We start from the raw sequence: 1,417 nt of genomic DNA on the forward strand, positions 1-1,417 counted from the left end.
CCTCGTGCGGGCTCTTTTGTATTTTGCTGTGGTGGCCGGCCGATTTTAACCTGTCATCAGGGCCCCGCAAGGAGGCAAAGCCGACGCCGCGGACAAAGACAAAAAACAAATCCTCTCCCCCGCAACCAAATCAAAACAGCCCGTCAGCCAAAAAGCCGACCGGGCTGTTTTGCTTTTGCGACGCCCGACGAAACCAACCAGCCAAACACGAAAGCACGGAACAGAGCCCATCCATGAACTCGTTGCCTCGGCGATGCCGATGCTGGGACAAACAGCTCACAAACAGCTCCTCGTCCTGCAGGCTCAGGCTGAACGCAGTCTCAAAGACCAGCCCGCAACCACGAAACGAATTTAGCCGGTTGGGTTTTTACTCAGCCGGCTTTTTTCGTCCATCGTCTCGCGCGCGGCCGCCACCAGAAGCGACCGCGGTATCGACTCGCGCGTCGATCTCGATCGCGCCGGCGTCCCCGTGACCGACGTGACATTGCGGTCATGCCGAATCGCGCGACAAGCGATTCTCTTGGGGAGAACCGCGGCAAAAGCCGAATCGCGGCCGAATCAGCGGAGACTGCTAACAGTTGACATCTCTTGCCATTCGCGTCGTGCGATCCCGTCATCCCGCCAGGAGGTCGCCATGCCGAATTCCGCTTTGAATGAGCACTACGAGAGCTTCATCCGTAAGCAGCTCGAATCAGGCTGCTACAACAATGCCAGCGAGGTTGTCCGCGCGGGCCTGCGCATGCTCGAGGATTTCGAGGCCGAGCGGGAGAAATGGCTGCGCGAGGAAATACCGGCGCGCCTGGTCGAACTGCAGCGGGATCCAACCAAAGGTATCCCGGCCGAAACAGTCTTTTCACGGCTGGAGGCGCGTCATCGTGCGAAGCAGGTGAAAGCCGGGTAGGGGTGGAGTATCGGATTGTCTTCCATCCCAAGACGGAGTCCGAGCTGGAAGCGTGACGATATAGCGGAACGCGCGTCGCCTTCCGTCGCCTGGAAGCTCGCTGCGGTATCCGCGACCATTGTCTTGGCCTGTCGAGGTTTCCTCAAAGGGGCGCCGAGCGGCTTGAGATCATGCCCGGGCTGCGGATTGTTGGTTACCGGCGCGCCGTCAGCATCGCTTTCGCCGTAGAGGGCGAGCGAGTGCTGATCCTGGGCATATTTTACGCCGGCCACAACATCACGCCGGAATTGCTCGAAGAGCGATTCCAAAACGCCGCTCGAGCAGGCGCGGCGACCGATGCCCCGCTAAGCGTGACAGGCGATTTTCAGGCCGATGGCGCACCTCCCGGTGACGAGGTGATGGCCTGCATCATAGAAGTGACAGGCAACAGAACGCCGCTCACAATCGGGCCAAGCCAGCTCACCATTTTTGACCCCGTCGGGATCTCCACGAGAAATCGAAAAAAGAGCGATCTTC

Annotated in this window: 1 protein-coding gene and 1 pseudogene; both read left to right on the plus strand. The window is 59.6% G+C overall.

Translation table 11 applies throughout. The annotated features are described in order from the left end of the window. The first annotated feature begins 634 nt into the window (after positions 1–634). Positions 635–901, plus strand: coding sequence for a type II toxin-antitoxin system ParD family antitoxin (locus OOJ09_RS31905; RefSeq protein WP_269909021.1), 267 nt, complete (start codon positions 635–637; stop codon positions 899–901). A gap of 170 nt (positions 902–1,071) precedes the next feature. Beyond that, positions 1,072–1,417, plus strand: a pseudogene (locus OOJ09_RS31910) (hypothetical protein); the annotation flags it as partial.

It is taken from the genome of Mesorhizobium qingshengii, from assembly GCF_027563465.1.
In the GTDB taxonomy this organism is placed as follows: Bacteria; Pseudomonadota; Alphaproteobacteria; order Rhizobiales; family Rhizobiaceae; genus Mesorhizobium; species Mesorhizobium qingshengii_A.